The organism is Amycolatopsis sp. DG1A-15b (assembly GCF_030285645.1).
Lineage (GTDB): Bacteria > Actinomycetota > Actinomycetes > Mycobacteriales > Pseudonocardiaceae > Amycolatopsis.
This window is the reverse complement of the sequence record NZ_CP127296.1, coordinates 7,375,816-7,394,600: the sequence shown is the minus strand read 5'-3', so window position 1 is coordinate 7,394,600 and position 18,785 is coordinate 7,375,816. Positions and strand designations below refer to the sequence as shown.

The window sequence follows — 18,785 nt, the reverse complement described above, 5'->3', positions numbered from 1 at the left end:
GCATTTTCGCCGGTCAGCCCGCGGGGTAAGGATGTCTGCATGCTGGACACCGAAGTCCTGTCGCGGACGGCTCCGCGGGCGCTCGACGTCGTCACCCCGCTCGGGGACGTGCGGTTCGCCGTCCGCGTCGGCGGCTGGGACGTGCCCGCGAGACCCGAGCTGACCTGGGGCCTCGAGTCCGGCGCCCGGCTGTGCCGGTGGCGGCACAGCTCCGTGCGGCTCGACGTCGTGTCCGGGCCCACCGCGGCCGGGCTGCCCGGGGTGACCCGGGAGACCACCGTTCTGCGGGTGCTGGCCCGGGAGGACGTCGGCGAGTTCGTCGTCCAGGCCGAGCTGGCCGGCGCGCCACACGAAGACCGCATCTGGGAAAGCGCCTTCACCGCCGAGACCGCCGACGCCGCGGTGAGCGTCGGCGGCCCCGGGTCCGAGCTGCTGCGGCGGTGTTCGCGGGCCGGGCAGCACGTGCCGCCGTACTGGTCCCGGCTGGTCGGCGGCGACGCCGTCGAGCGGACCGGGGGCCGGCTCACCTGGCGGCTGCCCCGCATCGACCGCGGCGACTACGCCGAGCTGTGGGTGTCCGTCGCGTGGAGTGCGGCGGGCGGGGACCCGGGCCGCGCCGTCGACATCGACGCGGCCCGGGTGCTGCGGGAGCTAACCCAGTGAAATCCGGTCCAGATCCGGAGCCCCGGCGCGGTCGTTGCCGATCCGGACGGTATTGGCGCCCGCGGTCAGCGTCACCGGGACCGAAGTGGTGTACGGGGTGTTGTTCCCGGCGCCGCTGACCTTCACCTCCGCCGGCGCGCCGCCGTTCACCGAGACGAAGTACGACCGGTCGCCGTTGACGGTGAAGTCCAGGTACAGGGTGTACTGACCCGCCACGGGCACCGTCACGCCGGGGAAGGTCACCGCCGCTCCCGGGCCGATGTTGCGCACCTTCTGCCCGCCCGAGCACGGCGAGCAGCTCGTGACGCCGGCGTCGCCGATGTCGTTCGCCGAGTCCTCCGCTTCGCGCATGAACACCCGGTCCGCGGGCCGCGGCCTGACCTGCACCGGCTTGCTCACCGACTTCGCGCGCCCGAGCGTCCGGAAGGTCGCCGTCACCGGGATGCTCACGTCCTGGGCCGCCGGTGCGGTCACCGTCCACGAGCCGCTCAGCACCTGGCCGAGCCCCATGGCGGACGCCGTCACCGGGCCGCCCGTGACCGTCCAGCCCGCCGGGACGACCGGGGTCAGCGACACCTGGTCGATCGGGTCGTCGACGTCCAGCCGCAGCGAGGCGGTGATGTTCAGGGACCGTTGGCCGGGCGAAACCCATTGCACGCCGGCGGGTTGCACGGTCAACGTCGTCCTCGGCGTGTACGACTCGGGCGGCATCGGCGCCACCGCGATCCGGTCGAGGTCCGCCGTTCCCGACACCTTGATCGTGTTGGCGCCGGCGTTCAGCGGCACCGGGATCGCCGCCGGTGCGGTGACCGCGATCGGGGCCGCGCCGTTGACGCTCACCGCGAGCGTGCCCGGTCCGCTGGTGTCCAGCTGCAGCCGGGACGGACCCGTGGCCCGGACGTCGCGGAAGACGACCGCGCCGCGATCGAGGCCGGTCACCGCGTTCGTGCCCGAGCACGCCTCGCACCACACCGGCGTCGCCTTGCCCTCGAAGCCGTTGCGCCACGACTCCGCTTCCAGCGGCACCTCGCCGCGTGGGTCGGGGTAGCCGTAGGCGACGTCGATCTCGTCGAGCGCCAGCTGCCGGTAGAACGGCTTGGCCTGCGGCCCCGACCACGTGTTCAGCACCTCGAGCTTCAGGTACCGCGCGTGCACCTCGCCGACGTCGATGAACTGGACGCCGCGGTTGCTGGGCAGGGCGCTGGTGCGCACCGTGCGCCAGTTCTTCCCGTCGTCACTGGCGTGGACCCGGTAGTCCTTGATCCGGGCGGAATCCTCGGCGCGGCCGAAGGACTCCCGGGCGTAGGTCGGCGACGACTCCCGCTCGTGCACCGCGAGGTAGGCCGTCGACCGCTTCCGGCCCAGGTCCAGCGTCACGGAGACCGGCAGCTGGCCGCCCGCGTCCCAGTAGTTCAGGTAGCTGCCGTCGACGAGGTTCGCCGCCGAAGACGCGTTCGAAGACGCGGTCGCCTTGATCGTGCTCTTGTCGTAGAAGTACTGCTGCCCTGCGGTGTCCACTTTGAAGACGGTGTCGTAGGTGTCCCAGTCCTTGATGTCCAGAATGGACAGGTAGCCGCCGGACTGGGCGAACCGCATCGGCTTCCCGGTGCGCAGGTCGGCGACGCCGGTGACGCGGTAGCCGTTGTCGCGCAGGCGGACCAGGTTCGTCGACGGCCGCGTGACGACGTGCACGTACTGCGTCCGCGCCCCGGGCTTGACGGTGACCACGCCGTGGGCGCCGTCGTTCCAGAAGCCGGGCTGGAGGCCGCCGTACATGTACCCGCCGCCCTCGGTGCCTTCGAGCGATTCGCGGATCGGCTGCGTCCAGGACGCCATGAAGGTGTTGAACGCCTCCTGCTGCGGCGGGAACTTCCCGTTCAGCATGGCGGTTTCGGCCATCAGCGACTTGATCGACGAGCCCGCGTTCGTGATGTACCGGCCGGTGGAGAGCCGGAAGTCGACGGCCTGGTCGCCGCCGCTGTACCACCAGTCGCCGTTGGTCGGCAGCTTGTAGTCGGCTTCGGTGAGCCGCGGCATCGGCGTGTAGACCGCCTGGGGGTAGTCGTACGAGGGGGTCATGCCGGTCTTCTGCTCGTTGCTGACCGTGTCCATGATCGGCGTGTCCTCGTTGTTGTTGCTCAGCAACACCGACGGCCGCTTTTCGCGGATGTGCTCGTAGAGCCCGTGCTGCTCCCAGTACTCGTTGTCGTTGTCGATCCAGAACCCGGCCAGGTCCGAGTAGCGGTCCATCACCTCGTCGAACAGGTCGTAGGAGAACTCGCCGAAGCCGGGCCGGGTGGTGAGGTCGACCGGCTTGCCCTTGTACGCCGAGTAGGCGGCCGAGTCGAGGGACTCGTGCCCGGTTTCGTTGTGCCACTGGGGATCGTCGGTCATGTAGAGCATCACCCGCACGCCCTTGGCCCGGCCCGCGGCGATCAGCTCGCCGAGGAAGTCGCGCTGCGTCGAACAGCTGCCGGGGATCTTCGACGGCCACGGCCGCGCGTAGCCCAGCCGGCTGTGGAAGGTGGTGAGGACGACGTAGGAGGCGCCCAGCTTCTTCGCCTCGTCGATCCAGTAGCCCGGCGTCCAGCCGCCGTCGGTGACGTCGCGTTCCCAGGCGGCGCAGTCGGTGTGCCGCGGCGCGGTGAACATGCCCCAGTGCAGGAACAGCCCGGCCGTCGAGCCCCGCAGCCAGTCCTGGCGCGGGTGGTAGAGCTCGGCGTTCGCGGGGCTGACCAGGCTCGCCACCAGCGCGACGGCGGCGGCGAGGCAGGCAAGCAGTCGGATTCTCAAGGGACCTCCTCGTCCGGAGAGATCCGATGATTAGTTCCTGATATATCGTACGTCAAGGGAAGATGCCGCTCATCGGCACACAGTCGTCTGATCTGTCGGCTATTGCTGGTCGTCGAGGTATCACGCGGTCGTGGCGATCCCTCCGTCGACGGGGACGACGGTGCCCGTCAGGTAAGCGCCTGCCCGGCTGGCGAGGAACACGGCGACACCCGCCATGTCGTCGTCGCGGCCGATCCGGCGTAGTGGCGCTGCCGCCGCGATCGCCTCGCCCAGCTCGTCGAGGGTGGCCGCCATCATCGCCGACGGGAACGGGCCCGGCGCCACCGCGTTCACCGTGATGTGCTGCGGGCCCAGTTCCTTGGCGAGCACCCTGGTGAGCTGGTGCAGCGCGGCCTTGCTGCTGGAGTACGAGTAGTTGGGCCGCTGGGGGATGTGGATCGCGGCGATGCTGCCGATGTTGATGACCCGCGCGGGATCGTCGGCGGTCCCGGCGTGGCGAAGGGCCGGCAGCAGCGCCTGCACCAGCCAAAACGGCGACTTCAGGTTGAGGTCGAGGACGGTGTCCCAGGCCGCGTCCGGGAACGTCGCCAACGGCTCGTCCCACATCGCGCCCGCATTGTTGACGAGGATGTCGAGACTGCCGGAGTCCGCCGTGACGAGCTGAGCGAGGCGCTCACACTCTTCGTGCCGGGACAGATCGGCGGGGACCGCCCGGACGTCGCCGTACTCGGACAGCTGTTCCTGCGCCTGAGCGCACGCTTGCGCGTTGCGTGAGCTGATGACCACGCGGGCGCCCGCCTGGAGGAGCCCCCGCGCGATCATCATCCCGATGCCCCGGGTGCCACCGGTGACGAGGGCGCGCTTACCGCTCAGATCGAAAAGCTCTGTCTGCGTTGCGAATCGGCTGTTCACCGCTTGTCGCCTTTCTCGTTGATCGGAGCGGTCATCGGCAGCAACCCGCGCTCGCCGAAGACTTTCTTGGCCGTGAAGGTCGCGTTCAGCGCCTTGGGGAATCCACAGTAGACAGCGGAGTGCAGGAGGGCTTCGACGATTTCCGCCGGCGTGAGGCCGACGTTGAGCGACGCGTTGACGTGCACTTCCAGTTGCGGCTCGCAGCCGCCGAGGGCGGTGAGCATGCCGAGGGTGACCAGCTGCCGGTCGCGCGGCGCCAGCCCCGGCCGCGAGTAGATTTCCCCGAACCCCCAGGAGACGACGGCCTCGCCCAGCGCGGGGGAGACGTCGGCGAGCGCGTCGATCACCCGCTGCCCGCTCTCGCCGTCGATCTCGGTCAGGGTCTTCAGGCCACGTTCGAAGCGCTCGTCGGTCATGTCGGGTTCCTTTTCCCAGCGATCTTGTCTCGAACGACGCTAGGTGCTGGAGCGCGCTCCAGGTCAAACGTGACCCGGTCACGGATCCTTGTCACAAATCTGCGCCCGCGTTCGTCAAGGTGGTGATCGCACCGCGAAAGGACGAACCCCCGTGAACGAGACGACATCTGGGGCTTCGCCCCAGGCTGGGGGCTCCGCCACCCAGACCCCCGCAAAAGCCGATGTCCTGGCCCGCAGCTTCGAAGCCCACCGCGCCCACCTGCGGTCCGTCGCCTACCGGATGCTGGGTTCGCTGACCGAAGCCGAGGACGCCGTCCAGGAGTCGTGGCTGAAGCTGAGCCGGAGCGACACCGCGGCCGTCGAAAACCTGGCCGGGTGGCTCACCACCGTCGTCGGGCGGGTCTGCCTCGACATGCTCCGCTCCCGCAAGGCGCGGCGCGAAGAGCCGTGGGAAACCCTGGTGCCCGACCCGATCGTCAGCCGCGAGGACGACGGCCCCGAACACGAAGCGCTGATGGCCGACTCGGTCGGCCTCGCGCTGCTGGTCGTGCTCGACACGCTCACCCCGGCCGAACGGCTGGCGTTCGTGCTGCGGGACATGTTCGCGATGCCGTTCGAGGAGATCGCCCCGGTCGTCGGCCGGTCCGAGGCGGCGACCCGGCAGCTGGCCAGCCGCGCGCGGCGGCGGGTCCAGGGTGCCCCGGTCGCGCCGGACCCCGATCTCGCCCGGCAGCGCGAAGTCGTCGACGCCTTCCTGGCGGCCGCCCGCGGCGGCGACTTCGACGCGCTCGTCTCGGTTCTGGACCCCGAGGTCGTGCTGCGCGCCGACCGCGGCGCGGCGCAGGGCGGCTCGACCGAGGTCCGCGGCGCCGCGGCGGTGGCGAACCAGGCGCTGACCTTCTCGCGCCTCGGCGCCGGCGGCGGCGTGGTGCACCGGGCGCTGGTCAACGGCGCGGCGGGCGTGGTCGCGACGCGCGAGGGCCGGCCGTTTTCGGTGCTGGGCTTCACGGTCGCGGGCGGCCGGATCGTCGAGATCGACATCCTCGCCGACCCGGACCGCCTCAGCCGGCTGGACCTGGCCGTGCTGGACTGACCACACCGGCAAGACCGGCAGCACCGACAAGTCCGACCAGTCCGACAAGACTGACGTCCTCGGCGTCGGCGCCGGTTTCGTCCGTCACCAGGGCGATCCCGCCGGCGTCGTCGAAGTGCAGGTACCGGGTGCGGCCGTCCGCGTACCGCCGCACCGCGCCCGCCACCACGACCACCAGCTCGCCGTCTTCGATGGCGTACCGGTCGTCGGGGGTCAGCACCTCGTGGATGTGCGAGCCGTGGGTGACCAGGGTGCGGACGCGGCGGCCGGTGTGGTCGTAGCTGTACAGCGCGTTGACGCCGTCGTCGCCGTGCACGCCGCGCAGCCGGCCGAACGCGTCCCGGATTTCGCTGCCGGGCGGCAACACCGAGGGGGCGGGCCCGGGCTCGATGTCGCGCACCAGCCCGTTCGGGCCGGTGAGCAGGTGCCGCCCGCCGGCCCAGTGCTCGCTGACGCCGTTCGCGTAGTGCACCGCGGTGCGTCGCCCGCTCAGGTCGTAGGCGACGGCGTCGACGAAGCCGGGCACGCTGACCAGCCTGCCGACCTCGTCGTACTGGTGGTGCACGGTCAGCCGCCCGTCGCCGGCGTCGGGGTAGGCCACCTCCGACACCCGCCCGTCGGCCCGGCGGGTCACGTCGAGCCGGTACTCGACGGCGACGTGCGCCGGGCGCCAGCGCAGCTCCGCCGGCCGGCCGAGCGCGTCGTAGCCGAACTGGGTCACCCCGCATTCGTCGGTGACGCGCACCAGGCGACCGCAGCTGTGCGGCCCCGCGCCGCGCGGCACCGTGAGCCCGCCGTCGTGGTAGGTGAACGTGGTGACCGGCGTGCCGCGCGGGTCGTCGACGAGCACCGCGACCACCCGGCCGGCCGCGTCGCGGACCCGGAACACCGTGTGCCCGCCCGCGGTCCGCGACTCGACGACGTCCCCGGCCGCGTTCCGGACGTGCACGACACCGTCCTCGCCGCGCAGCTCCCGCCCGAGCAGATCGTGCACGCCGCTTTCGGGGTGGTGGTCTTCGCGGACCTCCAGCGGGCGGCCCAGTGCGTCGTACCGGAACTCCGCGGGCGGGGGCAGCGGATCGCCGTCGCGGAACGCCCGGCTCGTGCGGCACACCAGGCCCCGCGCGCAGTACTCGTGGTGTTCGTCGACGACGTCGCCGAGCAGTTCCGCGTGCCGCCGCTCCAGCAGCCGCCCGGCGCCGTCGCGCAGCTCGGCGGTCACCAGCACCTCCGCCTCGCCGGACACCGCGCGCTCCTCGGTGGTGACCCGCACCGGCCCGCTGTGGTCGTAGCGGTACCGGACGGTCGGCAGGTCCGCCGAATCGCCCGGCTGCACCACCGTTTCGGGCCGTCCCAGCGGGTCGTGGGTCAGCGTGGTCACCGCCCCCGCCGGATCGGTCACCCGGCACACCTGCGCCGTGCGGACGTCGTGGCGCGTGATCGTCACGTTCCCCAGCGGGTCCGTGGTCACCTCGGGGAAGCAGTGGTCGGCGGAATACCGGACCTCCCGGGTGTGGCCGAGCGGATCGGTCGTCGTGGTGCGCAGGCCGGCGACGGTGCCGAGCCGCCCGTGGAACGTCGTGACCCACCACCCTTCCTCGCCGGGACGGCGGTGGTAGCCGTGGTGGCGCAGGTCGGGCCGGTGCGAGCCGTAGACGTCGGCGACGAGCGCGTCGGTGAGCACCAGCTCCTCCCGCGCGGTGCAGAAGCCGTGCGAACCGGCGAAGCCGTCGGGCTCTTCGTCGTACCGGAAGATCCTGTCGGACAACACCTTTCCGGTTCCGTCGACCTGGCGGACCCGGGCCGGAAGTGCGGCGAACCGGCGTTCGGGATCGACCGCGTACTTCGTCCGCGTCTCCCGCACGACCGGCTCGCGGCCGGGCCGTTCGGTCGTCTCCACCTCCCGGGCGGGGTTCCCGGCCGTGTCGAAGGCCGTCTCCTTCGTGGTGACCGAAACCGGGATCTCCCGGCGTTCGAACACCGTCGTCACCGAGCGCGTCCACTGTGGACGGCGAAGGTGCTCGACGCGGCGGTACGGCCGGTCCGCCGCCGTCGAGCCGTCGAGGCCGTAGGTCTCCTCCTTGTCCAGGAGCCCTTCGTCGCCGAACCAGCGCACGGTCCGCAGGGTGGGCGCGTACTCGTCGCCGAGGTCGTCCTGGACCACGCGGCCGAAGACGGGGAGCCGGCTGTCGTGGTACTCGAACTCCGTCACGCCCACGTGGCCGGTGGCCGCTTCGCGCCGGGAGACCCGCCGGACCACCGGCACCGTGGCGACGGTCGAGTACTCGATCGCGGTCCGCAGCCCCGTCCCGTTGTCGATCTCGCACAGCCGTCCGGTGCGGGGCAGGTCTTCGAAGGAGTGGTAGGGCACGGCGTCGAGCACGGACACCCCGCCGTTGCCCCGCGCCCGCGCGGTCAGCCGGACCCGCCGCGGTGCCGGGGCCGCCACCGAGGCGTAGGCCAGCCGCAAGACCGGAGCGGCGGTTTCGGTGCCGTGGGTGTCGAAGCCGGTGAGCGCCACCGACGTCAGCAGGGACGCGCCGGTGACGTCGTCGGCGTCGTAGCCGAGAGTCCACCGCCGCACGAGCGGCCGCGCCGAGGCGGGCACCCGCAGATCGATCCGCGCGCACCGCAGGGCCGTCGTGACGAGGGTGCCGTCGTGGCCCCGGCGCAGCACGTCCGGCCGCGGTTCGTAGGCGAACTCCACTTCGTACGGGCCGTAGGAGACACGCGTGAGGTAGGCCTGGCCGCTGTGGTGCGCCCAGCCGAACGTCGCGGTGGTGCCGAACGCGTCCTCGGTCCGGTCGAGGTACCAGGTGGCGCCGTCACCGGGGCCGAGGAAGTGCCGCAGGCCCGCGTCCGTGGTGAGCAGGAAGCCGTCGCCGCGGCGCACGAGCCGGCCCGCCGTCCCGGACGGCGCGTGCTCGTCGGCCGGCCCGACGTGCGGCAGGGGAAGGGTGAACCCGCCGCCGAACGGGCCGTTCGGCGCGCCGGTCGCATACCGGAGCGCGAGCGCGGGCGCGCTGCCGCCGGGACCGGGCGGCAGGTCGAGCGGCACCGTGAAGCAGCCGCCGCCGGTCGCCGGTTCCGGTGTGAAGGCGGCTTCGTGCGTGCTCGGCCGGAGCACAACCATGGTGATCTCCCCGCAGGTGGATCCGTGACTTCCGGAGGGCCAAGTGGGTGAGGCGGGGGCGCCAGATACGTCGTCACCCGTTTGCCGTCGCCGTTATGCATTCGTGACGTTCGTGTCGTATCCCAATGGCGGCCCGCGGGTCTTTCCCGGTGCCGTTGGTGATCAGTGGCGGGGGCAGAGGCAGCAGGAGGGTGGACCCGATGGTCGTCAGGTTCGTACGGGACGAGACCGCGGAAGCAGCGGTGGAGGACGCGAGCACGCTCAACGAGCTCCCGGCCCCGCCAAGGCAGTTGCTGGACCGGCACGGCGCCCGCGTGCTCGATCCGGCGACGGCCGTCGTCGCGGCCGGGCAGCCGGCCCCGCGCACCACCGTGTACCGGCCGGGCGTGTTCCTCATCCCGCAGCGGTACCTCCGCGACCAGCAGACGCTGGCCGCGATCAACGGCGTCCTGGCCCGCATCGGCCTCTACGCCGAGCCGGCCGGCGTGGGCGACACCAAGGAGGCCGACCGCGTCCGGCAGCTCGGCGAACTGCCCGTCCGCGCCCTGCTGCGCGTCCGCGATGACGCCGGCCCGGTCGTCGTCGACTGCTGGAAAGCGCTCCAGCTGCTGCGGTCCGCGTCGGCGGGCGAGCGGCCCGAGCTCGACCCGAAGGTTGCGGCCACGATCGCGCCGGAGCACCTGCTGTTCACCACGCCGGTGTTCGGCGGGGTGCCGTGGGAGACCAGCGGCCTCGGCGGCACACCGTGGGAGACCAGCGGGTTCGGCGCGGGCAGCTCCTACGGGCGCACCCGCGGCGCCAACCGGATTCCGGTGACGCTGGCCGCGGCGCCGCCCTACCGCAGCGAGGAGCCCGGGCACCGGCGGCCGGTGATCGCGGTGCTGGACACCGGCATCGGCCCGCACCCGTGGTTCGGCCTCACCGACCGCAGCGTCCCGCCGCCGGCCGGCTCGGGGCTCGCCGTCGCGCCGGGCATCCAGGCGGCGATCCTGCAGGCCGAGCTCGCCGCCGGCCCGGCGTTGCCGACCCAGCTGCTCTCGGACCACTGGGACGCGCCGACGACCGGCCAGCCGCTGATCGGCGACGTCGACACCGACACCGGGCACGGCCTGTTCATCGCCGGCATCGTCCGCCAAGCCTGCCCCGAAGCCGACACCCTCGCGATCCGCGTGGTGCACAGCGACGGCGTCGCGTACGAAGCCGACGTGCTGCTCGCCCTGCACCTGCTGGCCGACCGCGTCCGGGCGGCCCAGGCGGACAACCGGCCCGACGAAATGGTCGACATCGTCTCGCTGTCGCTGGGCTACTACGAGGAAAACCCGGCGGACATCGCCTACACCGGCCAGTTCGGCGCGGCCATCGCGGAGCTGCTGGGCCTCGGCGTGCTCGTCGTCGCCGCGGCCGGCAACGACGCCACCACCCGCCGGTTCTACCCGGCGGCCTTCGCCGACCAGCCGCTCGGCGGCGGCAGCGGCCCGCAGGTGATCAGCGTCGGGGCGCTCAACCCCGACGTCACCGCGAGCAAGGCGCTGTTCTCCAACGAAGGCCCGTGGGTGCGGGCCTGGGCGACCGGCGCCGGCGTCGTCAGCACCTACCCGACCGACGTCCGCGGCACCGCGGCCGCCGACCACGAGGTGCCGGGCTTCGGCCGCAACTCCTTCGACCCCGACGACTACAGCGCCGGCTTCGCGGTCTGGGACGGGACGTCGTTCGCCGCGCCACTGGCCGCCGCCGAGCTCGGCAAGGCCCTGCTGCAGTCCGGGGACCTCGACACGGTCGACCGCGAAACCGTCGTCAAGCGCGCCTGGACCGCGCTGGGCTCGCTGTGAACGTGGCCAGGACCGACCACGCGCGCGTGGCGACGTTGTTCGACGCCGCGCGGGAGGGCGACCGCGCGGCGCTGGACGAGCTGATTTCCCTGCTCACGCCGTTGCTCTGGCAGGTGGCGCGTGATCAGGGGCTCGACGCCGAGCACGCGGCCGACGTCGTGCAGACGACGTGGCTGCGGCTGCTCGGCTCGTTCGCGGAGATCCGCTCGCCGGTCGCGCTGACCGGCTGGCTGATCACCGTCACCAAGCGGGAGGCCTGGCGCACGGGGGAAAAGCGCCAGATCGAGCGGCCGCTGCCGGACCTTCCGGAGCGGCTTTCCGAAGCATCGCCGGCACCCGAGGAGGGGGTGCTGCGCGAGGACCAGCGCGTGCGGTTGTGGCGCGCGGTCGACAACCTGCCCGAACGCTGCCGCAGCCTGCTGCGGATCGTGGCGTTCGTGCACCGGCCGGACTACGCCGAAGTCGGCGCCCGGCTGGGCATGCCGAGGGGGAGTATCGGCCCGACCAGGGGACGTTGCCTCGCGCGCCTGCGCGAGCAGCTACTCGCCAACGGCGAAGGAGATTGGCTGTGACGACCGTCGAACCACCAGGCGCGAACGAGCCCTTGGACGAGCTCGACCTCCGGTTGCTGGCCGGCGTGCGCGAGCTGTGGGAAGACGCCGACCCGATGCCCGCCACGCTGGTGGACCAGATCCGGTTCGCGATCCGGCTGGAGGACGTCGACCTGGAGGTGATGCGCATTCGCGACCTGGAGCAGCTCGCCGGTGCGCGCAGCGCCGCCGAACAGGGCAGGCTCATCACGTTCGACAGCGAGAGCCTGACGATCATGGTGAACGTCAGCCCGGAACCGGGCGGCACGATCCGCCTGGACGGCTGGCTCACCCCGCCCGCCGGGCACCCGATCGAGGTCCGCACCAAGGACGGGACGCTGACGACGACCTCGGACGCCGAAGGCCGGTTCGCGGTCAGCGGGGTGCCGCACGGCATGGTGCAGGTCCTCGTCCGCACGGTGGACCGGTCGAGGACGGTGAGCACCCCGGCGATCGAACTCTGACGCGGGGCGGGTCACCGCTCGGCGAGGTCCTCGGCGGGCCACCGCTCGAGGAACGCTCCGAGCGCGTCGTCGATGAGCGCGCCCCGCGGGGTGGGTTCGTCCCACGGGCCGAGGTGGTCGACGAAGGCGTCGGCCAGCACCTCGAGCACGGCTTCCTGCTGGACGAGCGTCGGTTTCGCCTGCGTTCGCAACGCGGCCAGCAGATCCGGGGCGCGGTCGTCGAGCAGCTCCACGACGATCCCGCGGTACCGGGGCGGCAGTGCTTCGATGACCGTCGGCACGGGAAGGGGCATTCAGCCACAGTATTGACCCGGTGTCCGGGAACTGCCTGGTACCTCTGACTCGGAGGTACGATCCGGGGCGTTCTTCCCCGGCCGAAAGGGCAGCCCGTGGTCGCGTCGCCGAGGGTCGAAGACCGGGTCCGCGACCTGCACCGGCGGGCGGTCGCGGCGACCAACAACGGCCAGCCGGTGGTCGGCGGCCGGCTGATCCGGTCCGCCGCGCGGCTGCTCGGCCTGCCCGCCACCGAACCACCGGAAGGGTGGCCGGCGTGGCCCGATCTCGCGACGCGCGTGCTCGGCACCTACGCGGCCGTCGAAACGGCGCTGGGCCACAGCGCCCGCGGGCTCGCGCTGCTCGACGAGGCCGACGCCCTCGTGTCGGACGCCGGGCGCGGGATCCTGCGCCAGCAACGGGGTCTCGTGCTCATCCTGATCGGCCGGATGGACGAAGCCCTGGTGTGCTTCGACGAGGCCATCCCGCTGCTGCGGCAGGCCGGCGAGTTCGTCGTGCTCGCCAGGACGCTGCTCAACCGCGCGATGCTGCACCAGTACGCCGGGCGGGTCCGGCTCGCGCTCGCCGACCTCGACCAGTGCGAGCAGATCGGGGCCGGCCATCCCGAAGAAGACGGCCTGGCCCGGATCTTCGCCAAGGCCGCGCACGGCCGCGGCCAGGCGCGGGTGCTCACCGGTGACATCCCCGGCGCCCTGCGCGACTTCGACGCGGCGAGCGGGTTCTACGCCGAGCGGAGCGTCGGGATGCTGCCGGTGCTCGCCGTCGACAAGGCGCGGGCGCTGCTGGCCGCCGGGCTGCCGCACGAAGCCGCCGCCGAACTGGACGCCGCGCTCGAGCAGTTCCCGCGGCTGCGGATGAACCAGGAACACGCCGAAGCCGAGCTGACCAGGGCGCTGGCCGCGCTGGCGAGCGGCGATCCGGCGGCGGCGCGCAGCTGGGCCGGTCGGGCCGAACGCCGGTTTCGCCGTCGCGGCAACGAAACCTGGGCGGCGGTGGCGCAGCTGACGGTGCTGCGCGCGGACTTCGCGGCCGGGCGGCGGATCGCCCGCGTCGGCGCGGAGGCGACCGCGCTGGCCGACCGGCTCACGGCGCTGGGCCTGCGCAACGACGCGGAGATCGCGGCCCTGCTGGCCGCCCGGGCCCGGATCGCCCTCGGCGACCTCGACGGCGCCCGAGCCGGGATCGCCCCGCGCGACCGCCGGACCGCGCCGCTGGAAAACCGCCTGGTCCGGCGGCTCGCGCTGGCCGAGCTCGGGGCCGCGACCGGCCACCGGCGCATCACGTTCGCGAACGCGCGGGCCGGGCTGACGCAGCTGCAGCGGCACCGCAGCCGGTTCGGCAGCGTCGACCTGCAGACCGGGACGACGTCGCTGGGCAAGGAACTCGCCGACGCGGGGCTCGCCGCCGCGCTCGCCCAGCGCTCGCCGGGCGTGGTGTTCCGCTGGCTCGACCGCTCCCGTGCCCAGGCGTTCCGGTTCCGGCCGGTGCGCCCGCCGTCCCACCCCGAGATCGTCGACGCCGTCGCCGAGCTGCGGTTCCTCTCGATGCAGATCCGCGCGGGCGAGCTGGCCGGGAAGCCGGACACCCAGGCCGTGAAGCGGTGTGCCGCGCTGGAACGGGAGATCCGCGCCAAGGGCTGGCAGGCCGAAGGCGTGGACGTCGACCACGCCGAAGCGAAGCTGCGCGAGATCGGCGACGAGCTCGCGGCGACCGGCAGCGCGATGGTCTGCTTCCTCGCCGACCGCGGCGCGTTGTGCGCGCAGGTGCTCGCGAACCACCGGGTGGCGCTGGTCGAGCTCGGCCCGGCGTCGGCCGTGGCGGAGCCGGTCGCGCGGCTGCACAGCGACCTCGACGCGTTGTGCGGGCGCCAGCTGCCGCCGCAGCTGGACCGGGTGATCCGCCGTTCGGTGCGGACGCAGGTCACCGCGCTGGACGCGGTCTTGCTGGCCCCGCTGGCGTCCCGGCTCGGCGACCTCGACGTCGTCGTCGTGCCGACCGGTGCGCTTTCGGCGATCCCGTGGGGACTGCTGCCGACGCTGCACGGCCGCCCGGTGACGGTCACGCCGTCGTCGTCGGCCTGGTTCGACGCGGGCCGCCGGTCCGGCCGGGCGACCGGAGCGCCGCTGCTCGTCGCGGGCTCCGACCTGACCCACGCGGAGGCGGAGGTCACCCGGCTGGCGCCGCTCTACCCGGACGCCGAGGTCCTGATCGGCCCGGACGCGACGGTCGCGGCCACGCTCAAGGCGTTCGACGGCTGCCGCCTGGCCCACTTCGCCGCGCACGGCCACCACGAGCAGGAGAACGTGCTGTTTTCCCGGCTCAACCTGGCCGACGGGCCGTTGATGGCCTACGACGTCCAGCAGCTGGCGACGGCACCGGAGCAGGTGGTGCTGTCGTCGTGCGACGTCGGCCAGGCGGTGGTCCGCGCGGGCGACGAAGTCCTCGGCTTCACGGCGGCGCTGCTCTACGGCGGCAGCCGCACGGTGGTCTCGAGCGTGGCCCGCGTCGACGACCGCACCGCCGGCGGCGTGATGCTGGCGTTCCACCAGGCGCTGGCGGTCGGCACGCCCCCGGCCCGGGCCCTGGCGGACGCGGCCAAGGCGGAGCCGCTGATGCCGTTCGTCTGCTTCGGCCGCAGCTGATTCCCTTTCCGGCGTCTTCCGGCGTCTTCCGGCGTCGCGGCGACCGGCAGCCGCTGCCCGCCACCCACCCGGGCTCGTATGTCAACGGGAACCTGGCCGATCCGGCCTGGCGTCACTCGATCGAGTGAAGCCGGGGGCCGCGCGTCATTCCTGACGCAGGGTTCCCTCTTCCTCGGTGCGGCGGTAACCGGCCGGCACGCCCCCCGACTGGCCGGTTACCGCTGCGAGTTCCCTACTCACGGTGGAGCAGCACGACGGAGTCCGTCCCGTCGACGCGCAGGTCCTGCCCGATGGCCGTGCCGGAGTGCGGGTCGGCCGGACAACGGGCTCGACCCCGGCCTCGAGCAGCCCAGAAAATAACCGCACCTTCGAAGATCCGGGCCGGTGTGCCCGCGCGTTAGCGTCGAAAGCCGTGACGGTCGAACAGTGGCACCAGGTGCGCGCGGCTCTGCCCGAGGTCGGCGGCCGGTTCGCCGACCTGCTGACCGGGGTCGGGGACCCGCACGCGCGAGCGCTCGGCGAGTGGTCGATCGCCGAAGCGGCGTCGCACGTGGGGATGATCGCGCTGATGTACACGGCGATGATCCGCGGCGACGGCGGCCCGCTCCCGCTGCCGGGTCTCGAAGAGCCGATCGACACGGCGAGCGTCGACACGATCTCCCGGATGAACGCGCTCGCGCTGGAGCTCCACCCGGAACGCGACCCGGTCCGGCTGGCCGCGCGGCTGCGCGCGGACATCGCCGAGGTGCTGCTGGTCAGCGCGGACCTCGACCCGGAGAAGCCGGTCTGGTGGCTGGGCGGCTCCCGGGTGCCGGTGGCGGGCGTCCTCGCTCACCTGGTCAACGAAATGCTGATCCACGGCCTCGACATCGCCCGCGTCCTCGGGCAGCCGTGGCGCATCCCCGCGCGGCTCGAGGCGCTGTTCCTGGAGCTGTTCCTGTTCGGCATGGTCCGCAACGACATGGGCCACCTCCTCGACGACGCGACGCCGTCGCCGCGTCGCATCGCGGTGGAGTTCCGGTCGGCGTACACGAGACCGGCGGTGCTGGCGCTCCAGCACGGAGGGCTGCGGTACGAGGAGCCGGACGGCACCGCGGACGTCCGGCTGCGGTTCGACCCGGCGGTGCTGGTGCCGATGATGTTCGGCCGGATTTCCCACCTCCGCGCGGCCCTGCTCGGCGGCGTGCGAATCGGCGGCCCGCGGCCGTGGCTGCTGCCGGCGTTCCTGCGGACGGTCCGGATGCCCTAGTTCCGCACGCGGAAGGTCAGGTGCCGAACAGCAGCGGGACGACGTGCAGGCGCAGCTCGTCGACCAAGCCGGCCAGCAGGAACTGCCGCAGGGTGGTGCCGCCGCCCATCAGGACCACGTTGTCCTCGCCCGCCGCGGCTTTTGCCTGCCGCAGCGCGCTTTCGGGGCCTTCGGTGACGAACGTGAAAGTCGTCGGGCCCTTCACCACCGGCTCGTGCGGCGGCCGACGGCGAACGCGCCGGTGCCGTCGAACAGCCGGCCCGCGACCTCGGCGTCGGCGGCCGTGCCCTCGAACATCCACCCGTGCAGCAGGTCGCCGTCCTTGCCGAGGCGGTGCTCGGTGCTGGTGTCCGGACCGGCCACGATGCCGTCGGCCGACATGCTGATCTCCGCGATGATCCGCCCCATGGCCGCCACCCTGCCACCGGATCAGGCGGAAGACCAGCCGTCGCCCCACTCGGCGTCCCGGGCCGCCCGGTACCGCGGGCCCTGCTTCTTCGAGACGGCGACGCCGGGCTTCAGGCCGTCCGGCGTGCACAGGTCGAGCGCCACCCAGCCCTTGTGCTTCTTCGGGTGCCGGATGATCCGCGCGTCCGGCCGCTCCGGCGTGGTCCGCGACGCGACGACGTAGGCGAACTTCTCGTCCTCGAACCCGAGCGTGCCCGCCTTGAGCTTCCGGTGCAGTCCCGAGCGGGGGAGCCGCGTGGCGAAGTGGCACCAGTCCTCGCCGGGCACGATCGGGCACGCGGCATCGTGCGGGCACGGCGCGACGACGTGCCGGCCGAGCTCGATCAGCTGCGCGCGGGCGGCGCGGATCCGCTCGTAGCCTGCCGGCGTGCCGGGCTCGATCAGCGCGACCGTTCCGGACTTGGCGGCCAGCCAGCGCACGACGTCGGCCCGGGTGGCGTCCGGCAGTTCGCCGAGCACGTAGGACAGCGTGACGAGGTCGGCTTCCGGCGCCGGCGCGGCGGGGTCGACGAACCCGCGCCGCCATTCGGCGTCCCGGACCGCGGCTCGTCCGGCGCCGGAGGCGAGCCGCTTGCCGAGCCCGACGGCTCCGGCAACCTGCTCCAGCACGGTGCACCGGACCAGCGAAGGCCACACGGCCGCGGCCGCCCAGACGGCGGCACCGGTACCCCCGCCGACGTCGACCTGGGTACGCGGCTCGAAGCCGGGAGCGCGTGACGCGGCTTCGGCGAGCACAGCGTGCACGGCGGCGTAGGTCGCGGGCATGCGATAGCCGGCGTACGCGGCGACGTCGGCTTCGGAGCTGAGGATCGGCGAAGTGGCCGCGTCACCTTGGCGGTAGCGCGTGCTGAGCCGGTCGACGGCCTGGGTCAGCCGGGCCACGGGGTGCCGGGCCAGCTCGGCGTCGAGCGCGGAGGAGAGATCGTCGGGGAGTACCGCCACGACGGGCAGATTAGCCGGGGCTCATCGGGGCCACGGAGGTAGCTTGGGCGCATGGGGGAATCGCCGTATCAGGACCTCGTCGACGCCGGTGGTCTCGAGGCCGTGCTCCGGGCCGCGTGTCCCGGCTGCGACATCGATCTGCTGGACGCCCGGGGCGCCTTCGGCGGCTTTGCGGCCACGGTCAGCAAGGGCGACCGGGCGGTGAAGGTCTTGCCGCTCGTGCGCGAGCGGCTGTTCCGCGTGCGGCACCTCTTGCGCGGGACGCACCTGAGTTGGCTGGCCACGACCGACCTGACGGAGGTCACCGGCTCCGCCGCGGCTTGGCTCGGCGGCGCCACCGCGCGGGAGCTGGCCGCGGCGTGGCCGTTCGCCGACTTCGTCGACATCGCGGACGCGTACGAGAGCGGCGACCGGATCGAGCTCGCGTGGCAGTTCCGCCGCGCGTACGACCGGCACGACCTGGGCGAGTTCGTCGAGGCGGCGATGCGGGAGCCGAGGTTGCGGCGGATGTACCCGTTCACGTCGATGTACTGGATGTCCTTCCGGCCGACCGCGGACGAGTACCGGGTGCCCGGCCCGTGGGTGCGGTCGGCCCGCGACGGCCGGTTCACCGTCGTCGCGAAGGATCGGCGGGAGGAACCCGGCGTCACGTACGACGCCGCCGAAGCGGTCCGGGTGTGCGTGGCCGAGCTGGACCGCCTCGGCGTGCCGTCGCCCGGGGAGGTCGGGCGCTCCCCTGTCCGGATTGTCCCCACGGATCCGCGCTGAGCTGCTAGTTTTCCGGCGCGAAAAGTTTTTTGCGGGAGCTGTCGATCCGGGGCCGGGCCGTTCGACGCGTAGGCAAGACCAGACCGAGAGGAGACCGCGATGCGGTTCATGGTGATCGTCAAGTCGAACGAAGACTCCGAGGCGGGCCAGGGCCCCAGCGCCGAGCTGCTGGAGCAGATGGGGAAGTTCAACGAAGAGATGGTCAAGGCCGGCATCCTGCTCGCCGGCGAAGGGCTCACGCCGAGCTCGCAGGGCGCGCGGGTCGTCTTCTCCGGCACCGAGGAGCCCAAGGTCGTCGACGGTCCGTTCGCCGAGACCAAGGAGCTCGTCGGCGGCTTCTGGATCCTCCAGTGCCGTGACCGCGAAGAGTGCATCGAGTGGATCAAGCGGATGCCCAACCCCGACGGCCAGTCCGGTGAGGTCGAGATCCGCCGCGTCGCCGAGGCGGCCGACTTCGAGAACATGACGCCGGAAGTCGCCGAACTGGAAGGCCGGCTGCGGGCGCAGTCCGCCGGGCAGGCGTGACGCC

The 18,785-nt window shown here is 72.7% G+C and carries 17 protein-coding genes; 9 read left to right on the top strand and 8 right to left on the bottom strand.

The annotated features are described in order from the left end of the window. Positions 1 to 39: 39 nt before the first annotated feature. A complete protein-coding gene (locus QRY02_RS34000; RefSeq protein WP_285986889.1) occupies positions 40 to 663 on the top strand; it encodes a hypothetical protein in 624 nt (207 codons plus the stop codon). On the opposite strand, the gene QRY02_RS33995 is transcribed toward QRY02_RS34000, so the two are convergent. From QRY02_RS33995 to QRY02_RS33985, 3 genes are all read right to left on the bottom strand, one after another. Beyond that, complete coding sequence (locus tag QRY02_RS33995; protein WP_285986888.1) at positions 652 to 3,456, bottom strand: alpha-L-fucosidase; 2,805 nt, start codon at positions 3,454 to 3,456, stop codon at positions 652 to 654. The two genes, QRY02_RS34000 and QRY02_RS33995, sit on opposite strands and share 12 nt — an antisense overlap. 120 nt (positions 3,457 to 3,576) lie before the next feature. Then, positions 3,577 to 4,368 carry an SDR family oxidoreductase gene (locus QRY02_RS33990; protein WP_285986887.1) on the bottom strand — a complete coding sequence of 264 codons (792 nt, stop codon included), beginning with the start codon at positions 4,366 to 4,368 and terminating at the stop codon, positions 3,577 to 3,579. Then, positions 4,365 to 4,784, bottom strand: a complete 420-nt coding sequence (locus QRY02_RS33985; RefSeq protein WP_285986886.1) for a carboxymuconolactone decarboxylase family protein — start codon at positions 4,782 to 4,784, stop codon at positions 4,365 to 4,367. The genes QRY02_RS33990 and QRY02_RS33985 overlap by 4 nt, the downstream gene beginning before the upstream one ends. A 226-nt stretch (positions 4,785 to 5,010) precedes the next feature. Between QRY02_RS33985 and sigJ the strand changes: the two genes are divergently transcribed. Then, positions 5,011 to 5,877 (top strand): RNA polymerase sigma factor SigJ, encoded by an 867-nt coding sequence (sigJ, locus tag QRY02_RS33980; RefSeq protein WP_285993990.1) that lies wholly within the window; start codon positions 5,011 to 5,013, stop codon positions 5,875 to 5,877. On the opposite strand, the gene QRY02_RS33975 is transcribed toward sigJ, so the two are convergent. Then, positions 5,846 to 9,010, bottom strand: coding sequence for a SpvB/TcaC N-terminal domain-containing protein (locus QRY02_RS33975; protein ID WP_285986885.1), 3,165 nt, complete (start codon positions 9,008 to 9,010; stop codon positions 5,846 to 5,848). The two genes, sigJ and QRY02_RS33975, sit on opposite strands and share 32 nt — an antisense overlap. A gap of 200 nt (positions 9,011 to 9,210) precedes the next feature. On the opposite strand from QRY02_RS33975, the gene QRY02_RS33970 reads away from it, so the two are divergent. From QRY02_RS33970 to QRY02_RS33960, 3 genes are read left to right on the top strand one after another with little or no spacing between them, the layout of a single operon-like run. Continuing rightward, on the top strand, positions 9,211 to 10,839 hold the full coding sequence (locus tag QRY02_RS33970; protein ID WP_285986884.1) for a S8 family serine peptidase: 1,629 nt from the start codon (positions 9,211 to 9,213) through the stop codon (positions 10,837 to 10,839). Further along, positions 10,836 to 11,411, top strand: a complete 576-nt coding sequence (locus QRY02_RS33965) for an RNA polymerase sigma factor (protein ID WP_353068011.1) — start codon at positions 10,836 to 10,838, stop codon at positions 11,409 to 11,411. Before QRY02_RS33970 ends, QRY02_RS33965 begins: the two co-directional genes overlap by 4 nt. Further along, positions 11,408 to 11,893 (top strand): hypothetical protein, encoded by a 486-nt coding sequence (locus tag QRY02_RS33960; RefSeq protein WP_285986882.1) that lies wholly within the window; start codon positions 11,408 to 11,410, stop codon positions 11,891 to 11,893. Before QRY02_RS33965 ends, QRY02_RS33960 begins: the two co-directional genes overlap by 4 nt. A gap of 11 nt (positions 11,894 to 11,904) precedes the next feature. Here QRY02_RS33960 and QRY02_RS33955 read toward each other — a convergent pair whose 3' ends face one another. After that, on the bottom strand, positions 11,905 to 12,186 hold the full coding sequence (locus QRY02_RS33955; RefSeq protein ID WP_285986881.1) for a hypothetical protein: 282 nt from the start codon (positions 12,184 to 12,186) through the stop codon (positions 11,905 to 11,907). A 96-nt stretch (positions 12,187 to 12,282) separates the two neighbouring features. Between QRY02_RS33955 and QRY02_RS33950 the strand changes: the two genes are divergently transcribed. Further along, positions 12,283 to 14,829 carry a CHAT domain-containing protein gene (locus QRY02_RS33950; protein WP_285986880.1) on the top strand — a complete coding sequence of 849 codons (2,547 nt, stop codon included), beginning with the start codon at positions 12,283 to 12,285 and terminating at the stop codon, positions 14,827 to 14,829. A gap of 412 nt (positions 14,830 to 15,241) precedes the next feature. Next, a complete protein-coding gene (locus QRY02_RS33945; protein ID WP_285986879.1) occupies positions 15,242 to 16,078 on the top strand; it encodes a maleylpyruvate isomerase N-terminal domain-containing protein in 837 nt (278 codons plus the stop codon). A gap of 16 nt (positions 16,079 to 16,094) precedes the next feature. On the opposite strand, the gene QRY02_RS33940 is transcribed toward QRY02_RS33945, so the two are convergent. From QRY02_RS33940 to QRY02_RS33930, 3 genes are read right to left on the bottom strand one after another with little or no spacing between them, the layout of a single operon-like run. Next, positions 16,095 to 16,283 (bottom strand): dihydrofolate reductase family protein, encoded by a 189-nt coding sequence (locus tag QRY02_RS33940; RefSeq protein ID WP_285986878.1) that lies wholly within the window; start codon positions 16,281 to 16,283, stop codon positions 16,095 to 16,097. Continuing rightward, the gene (locus QRY02_RS33935; protein WP_285986877.1) at positions 16,280 to 16,486 is read right to left on the bottom strand and encodes a dihydrofolate reductase family protein; all 207 of its coding nucleotides are present in this window, start codon (positions 16,484 to 16,486) and stop codon (positions 16,280 to 16,282) included. Before QRY02_RS33935 ends, QRY02_RS33940 begins: the two co-directional genes overlap by 4 nt. 21 nt (positions 16,487 to 16,507) lie before the next feature. Then, a complete protein-coding gene (locus QRY02_RS33930; protein ID WP_285986876.1) occupies positions 16,508 to 17,488 on the bottom strand; it encodes a small ribosomal subunit Rsm22 family protein in 981 nt (326 codons plus the stop codon). 51 nt (positions 17,489 to 17,539) lie between these two features. On the opposite strand from QRY02_RS33930, the gene QRY02_RS33925 reads away from it, so the two are divergent. Both QRY02_RS33925 and QRY02_RS33920 read left to right on the top strand, forming a co-directional pair. Further along, entirely contained in the window at positions 17,540 to 18,256 is a 717-nt protein-coding gene (locus QRY02_RS33925; protein ID WP_285986875.1) for a DUF6193 family natural product biosynthesis protein, read from the top strand. Positions 18,257 to 18,355: 99 nt separating this feature from the next. After that, entirely contained in the window at positions 18,356 to 18,781 is a 426-nt protein-coding gene (locus QRY02_RS33920) for a YciI family protein (protein ID WP_285986874.1), read from the top strand. Positions 18,782 to 18,785 lie beyond the last annotated feature (4 nt).